Below are 5,743 nucleotides of genomic sequence, written 5' to 3' on the forward strand. Positions count from 1 at the left end.
CGACGGCCTCGACGGCCTCCGCGGCAGTCCGCTCGGACCAGCCGAGGCCGACCAGCGCCTGCACGACCTGGGCCGGGACGGCCGCGGTGGCCGCGGCATCCGTCCGCCCCGCGCCCGCGGGACGCGATACCGCGATCTTGCCCGCGAGCTGGACCACGATGAGCTTCGCCGTCTTGGGCCCGATGCCCGACACTCGGCGGAACGGGGCGTCGTCGTCGGCTGCGACGGCGTCGGCGATCTGCGGGACGGTGAGCGTCGCGAGCACGCCCAGCGCCGACTTCGGGCCCACCCCGGTCACGCCGAGGAGCTGGGTGAAGACGGTGAGCTCTTCGCGGGTCTCGAACCCGAACAGCGACAGGGCGTCCTCACGGACGATGAGGCTGGTGTGGAGCATGAGGGCGTTGCCGACATGCGCCGTGCGCGCCACGTGGGGGGTGACCGCCACGTGGAGCCCGACCCCTCCCACCTCGACGACGACCGCATCGGCATCGACGTGCACGACCGTGCCGCGAACTGAGGAGATCATGGCCCGAGCCTACGCGGCTGTTCGGACGTTTGTTCGAGCGACACGCGAGGCTCGCGCGCACGACCTTTCACCGTCGCGCCAGGCGCTCGGCGTCGGCCCATGCGCGCTGCGCCGGAGTGAGCGGGCCGGCGGCAGGAGCCGAAGAAGCGCCCCGCCACGCGTGGCAGAGAGCGAGCGCCAGCGCATCGGCCGCGTCGGCGGGCTTCGGAAGCTCGTCGAGTCGCAGCACACGCGCCACCATGGTCTGCACCTGGCGCTTGTCGGCATTGCCGTACCCCGTGACAGCGGCCTTGACTTCGGACGGGGTGTGCGTGGCTGCCGGGAGTCCGCGCTCACCGGCGACGAGCAGAGCGATGCCGCTGGCCTGCGCCGTGCCCATGACGGTCTGCCGGTTGTGCTGCGCGAACACCCGCTCGACCGCGACGACGTCGGGCCGATGCTCGTCGAGCACCGCGCGAAGCCCGGCCGCGATCAGCGCGAGCCGAGTCTCGATCGGGGCATCCGGTTCAGAGCGGACGACGCCGACGTGGACGAGCCGGGCGGAACGGTCGGGCGCCACATCGACGATGCCGACGCCGCACCGCGTGAGCCCGGGGTCGATCCCCAGGACGCGGACCGAGGCGCGCGAGATTCCGGAAGCCACTCCCCCACGCTAGGCGAGGGCGACGTGTGCCCCGGCCAGGCGCGCCCGGCTCGGGGCGTCCGAGGCGCTCAGACCTCGTCGTTCTCGAGCTCGGCCAGCACCTCCGCAGTGAGGTCGAAGTTGCTGTAGACGCTCTGCACGTCGTCGCTGTCTTCGAGGGCGTCGATGATGCGGAACACCTTGCGTGCCGTCTCGGCGTCGATCTCGACCTTGAGGTTGGGCACGAACTCGACGTCGGCCGACTCGTAGTCGATTCCGGCGTCCTGCAGCGCCGTGCGGACGGGCACGAGGTCGGACGCCTCGGTGATGACCTCGAAGCCCTGCGCGTGCGGCTCGACCTCTTCCGCGCCCGCCTCGAGCACCGCCAGCATCACGTCATCCTCCGTGGTGGCCTCGCCGCCTACGACGATGACGCCCTTGCGGGTGAAGTTGTAGGCGACGCTGCCCGGATCGGCGAGCGTGCCGCCGTTGCGCGTGAGTGCGGTGCGCACCTCGGCGGCTGCGCGGTTCTTGTTGTCGGTGAGGCACTCGATCATGAGGGCGACGCCGTTGGGGCCGTAGCCCTCGTACATGATCGACGAATACTCGACCGACTCGCCGCCGATGCCGGCGCCGCGCTTGATCGCGCGGTCGATGTTGTCTTTCGGGACGGACGTCTTCTTCGCCTTGAGCACCGCGTCGAAGAGCGTCGGATTGCCCTGGAGGTCGGGGCCCCCGAGTTTCGCAGCGACCTCGATGTTCTTGATGAGCTTGGCCCACGACTTCGCACGGCGCGCATCGATCACGGCCTTCTTGTGCTTGGTCGTCGCCCACTTGGAATGCCCGGACATGGTCCTCCTGAATCACGCTCGTCGGCGGCAGGGCAGTCGACGGCCTGCGCCCGTCGGCTTCGCGCCCGCCCGACGGACCATTCTAAGCCCGACACTCCGCCCGCCGCGCGAACGGCCGCGGGTGCGGACGGAGCTGCTGGAGGGCGAACTCGAAGCCGAAGCGCGATGACAGCCGCGCGACGGGCTCGCGCCGCCTTCGTGAGGCGCTCCTCGGGTGGGCGCGCCGCCGGTCGTCGATCGCCAGGGCTCAGAAACCACCGTCGCGCCGACGGGTCACCGGATCCGGGCGCGCACCATGTCGAGGAACAGCGCGTGGAAGCGGGCGTCGCCGGTCACCTCGGGATGGAACGACGTGCCGAGGATGCTCCCTTGCCGCACCGCGACGACGCTCCCGTCGTCGAGCGTGGCCAGGGGCTCGACGCCCGGCCCCGCCTGCTCGACCAGGGGCGCCCGGATGAAGACGGCGTGCACGGCCGGCGGCCCGAGCACGGGCACCTCGAGGTCGACTTCGAACGAGTCGACCTGGCTGCCGAACGCGTTGCGGCGCACCGTGACATCCAGGCCGCCGAACGTCTGCTGGCCTTGGATGCCGTCGACGATGCGGTCGGCGAGCAGGATCAGCCCCGCGCACGTGCCGTACGCGGGCAGTCCGGCGGCGATCGCCTCGCGAAGCGTTTCGCGCATGCCGAAGGCCCGCGACAGCTTGTCGATGACGCTGGACTCACCCCCGGGGATGACGAGCCCGTCGACGTCGGAGAGCTCGGACGGTCGCCGCACCGGGGTCGCGGTGGCGCCGAGGTTCGTGAGCACGCGCAGGTGCTCGCGGACGTCGCCCTGCAGCGCGAGGACGCCGATGCGGGGGCTCGTGCTCACCAGCCCCGCTCGGCCAGGCGGTGAGGAGCGGGCAGGTCGGTCACGTTGATGCCGACCATCGCCTCGCCGAGACCCCGCGAGACGTCGGCGATCACCTTGGGATCGTCGTAGAACGTCGTCGCCTTCACGATGGCGGCGGCGCGCTGCGCGGGGTTGCCCGACTTGAAGATGCCGGAGCCGACGAACACGCCGTCGGCGCCCATCTGCATCATCATCGCGGCATCCGCCGGAGTCGCGACGCCGCCGGCGACGAAGAGCACGACGGGGAGCTTGCCGGTCTCGGCGATCTCGGCCACGAGGTCGTAGGGAGCCTGGAGCTCCTTCGCCGCGACGTACAGCTCGTCCTTGGTCATCGACCGCAGCACATTGATCTCGCTCGTGATCTTGCGGATGTGCTTGGTCGCCTCCGACACGTCGCCCGTGCCTGCTTCGCCCTTGGAGCGGATCATCGCGGCGCCCTCGTTGATGCGCCGCAGGGCCTCGCCCAGGTTCGTCGCCCCGCACACGAACGGCACGGTGAAGTTCCACTTGTCGATGTGGTTGACGTAGTCGGCCGGCGACAGCACCTCCGACTCGTCGATGTAGTCGACGCCGAGCTCCTGCAGCACCTGCGCCTCGACGAAATGGCCGATGCGCGCCTTGGCCATGACGGGGATCGACACGGCGTCGATGATGCCGTCGACCATGTCGGGATCGCTCATGCGCGACACGCCGCCCTGGGCGCGGATGTCAGCGGGCACGCGCTCGAGCGCCATGACGGCGACGGCGCCGGCGTCCTCGGCGATCCTGGCCTGCTCGGGCGTGACCACGTCCATGATGACGCCGCCCTTCAGCATCTCGGCGAGGCCGCGCTTGACGCGGTCGGTGCCCGTGTCGGCAGTGTTCACGTGGAATCCCTTCGTTGGGGCGCGTGACACCCACGCGCGACGAATCAGGACAATGCGGGTATTGACCTAGGCCAAAAGATAGCATGGACTCCGCCCTACAATCGGCAGGGCATGGACGGTGACATGGACCTCGAGATCAGCGGCCGCTCCGCATCGGAGATCGCCGAGAGCCTTCGCGCCCTCGTCGAGCGCGGCAGCCTGCGACCCGGAGATGCCCTCCCGCCCGTGCGCGCGCTCGCCGAGAGGCTCGGCGTCAACCGCAACACCGCGGTCGCCGCGTACCGCCAACTCACCCAGGCGGGTGTGGTCGTCACGCGTGGCCGCGGCGGCACGAGGGTCGCCGACCCCGCCCCGGTCGCGCAAGAGGGCTTCGCGGTCGACAGCGTCCTGCGCGACGTGGGAACGGGGAACCCCGACCCCGACCTCATCCCCGATCCGTCGCGCGCGCTTGCGGGCATGGCGGGACGCCCCGTGCTCTACGGCGAGCCGGTGATCGATCCGGCGCTGGAGCGGTGGGCGCGCGAGTGGATGCGCGAGGGCCTCGCCCCGGCGGAGTCGATGCGGCTGACGGTCACCAGCGGCGCGGCGGACGCGGTCGAACGGCTGCTCGCGCAGGCGCTCACGCGCGACGACGCCGTGGCCCTGGAAGACCCGTGCTTCCTCACCAGCATCCACACCGCCCGCATCGGCGGATACCGGCCGGTGCCGGTCGCGGTCGACGACGAGGGGATGACGGTCGCAGGGCTGCGTGCCGCGCTCGAGCAGGGCGTCCGCGCAGTGGTGTGCACGCCGCGCGCGCAGAACCCGACCGGCGCGAGCCTCTCTGCGCGCCGCGCGGCGGAGCTGCGAGAAGCCCTCCGCGATCACCCCTACGTCCTCGTCATCGAGGACGACCATTTCTCGATGCTGTCGCGCAAGCCCTTCCACTCGCTCATCGGTCCCGACCATCGGCGCTGGGCGCTGGTGCGGTCGGTGTCGAAGTTCCTGGGGCCCGACATGTGCCTGGCGGTCACGGCATCCGATCGCGAGACGGCGGACCGTCTCGCGATGCGGCTGACGCCCGGCACGACGTGGGTGAGCCACCTGCTGCAGCGCCTCACGCTGGCGCTCGTCACCGATCCGCAGGTCACGGAGGCGATCGAAGCGGCCGCCGCCCGCTACGCCGACCGCAACGACGCATTCGCCCGCAGGCTGACCGCGCACGGCATCCCCGCCCGTGCCGGCGACGGACTGAACCTGTGGGTCGCTCTGCCGGTGGCGGCCCGTGACGTCTCGGACCAGCTGATGCGACGCGGTTGGCTGGCACGCACCGGCGACGAGTTCGTGCTCGGCGAAGCGCCGTCCTCGAAGCGGCTGCGACTCACGGTCCACGACCTCGACGCCGCCGGGGCGGAGCAGCTCGCCGGCGACGTCGCGGCCGCCGTGCGCGCCGTGCAGGGGCGGGTGATGGCCGCGGAAGTGGCATGATCGAGCGGGTGAAGATCCTCTCGATCCAGTCCGCGGTGGCGTACGGCCACGTCGGCAACTCGGCAGCCGTGTTCCCGCTGCAGCGCATCGGCGTCGAGGTCTTGCCTGTCTACACGGTGAACTTCTCCAACCACACCGGCTACGGCGCGTGGCGCGGCCCGCTGATCAGCCCCGACGACGTGCGTGAGGTGATCGCCGGCATCGAGGAGCGCGGCGTGTTCCCGCAGATCGACGTGGTGCTGTCGGGCTATCAGGGCGGCGAGGGCATCGCCGACGTGATCCTGGATGCCGTCGCTCGCGTCAAGGCTGCGAACCCCGACTCGGTGTACGCGTGCGACCCCGTCATGGGCAACGCGAAGTCCGGGTGCTTCGTCGCCCCGGCGATCCCGGTGCTGCTGCGGGACCGCGTCGTGCCGGCGGCCGACATCATCACCCCGAACCAGTTCGAGCTCGGCTTCCTCACCGAGACCGAGCCGGCCGACCTCGAGTCGACCCTCGTCTCGGCCGATCTCGCCCG

7 protein-coding genes are annotated in these 5,743 nt (G+C 71.1%); 2 read left to right on the plus strand and 5 right to left on the minus strand.

The features are described from left to right. The 5 genes from ruvA to pdxS form a co-directional block, all read right to left on the minus strand. The coding region (ruvA, locus tag EIO58_RS11495) for a Holliday junction branch migration protein RuvA (protein ID WP_127819659.1) at window positions 1-526 on the minus strand (526 nt) is incomplete at its 3' end. A gap of 67 nt (window positions 527-593) precedes the next feature. Continuing rightward, window positions 594-1,169 (minus strand): crossover junction endodeoxyribonuclease RuvC, encoded by a 576-nt coding sequence (ruvC, locus tag EIO58_RS11500; RefSeq protein WP_127819660.1) that lies wholly within the window; start codon window positions 1,167-1,169, stop codon window positions 594-596. A 68-nt stretch (window positions 1,170-1,237) separates the two neighbouring features. Next, window positions 1,238-1,999 (minus strand): YebC/PmpR family DNA-binding transcriptional regulator, encoded by a 762-nt coding sequence (locus tag EIO58_RS11505; RefSeq protein WP_127819661.1) that lies wholly within the window; start codon window positions 1,997-1,999, stop codon window positions 1,238-1,240. Window positions 2,000-2,272: 273 nt separating this feature from the next. Continuing rightward, entirely contained in the window at window positions 2,273-2,875 is a 603-nt protein-coding gene (gene pdxT / locus EIO58_RS11510; RefSeq protein ID WP_127819664.1) for a pyridoxal 5'-phosphate synthase glutaminase subunit PdxT, read from the minus strand. Beyond that, window positions 2,869-3,759: a pyridoxal 5'-phosphate synthase lyase subunit PdxS gene (gene pdxS / locus EIO58_RS11515; protein ID WP_127819662.1), complete on the minus strand. Its 891-nt coding sequence runs from the start codon at window positions 3,757-3,759 to the stop codon at window positions 2,869-2,871. Before pdxS ends, pdxT begins: the two co-directional genes overlap by 7 nt. A 111-nt stretch (window positions 3,760-3,870) precedes the next feature. Between pdxS and EIO58_RS11520 the strand changes: the two genes are divergently transcribed. After that, window positions 3,871-5,226, plus strand: coding sequence for an aminotransferase class I/II-fold pyridoxal phosphate-dependent enzyme (locus EIO58_RS11520; protein ID WP_127819663.1), 1,356 nt, complete (start codon window positions 3,871-3,873; stop codon window positions 5,224-5,226). A gap of 8 nt (window positions 5,227-5,234) precedes the next feature. Continuing rightward, window positions 5,235-5,743, plus strand: a 509-nt coding sequence (gene pdxY, locus EIO58_RS11525; RefSeq protein ID WP_127819665.1) for a pyridoxal kinase, incomplete at its 3' end; no start/stop codon positions are given.

The sequence above is a fragment of the Microbacterium sp. CPCC 204701 genome (assembly GCF_004010105.1).
GTDB lineage: Bacteria > Actinomycetota > Actinomycetes > Actinomycetales > Microbacteriaceae > Microbacterium.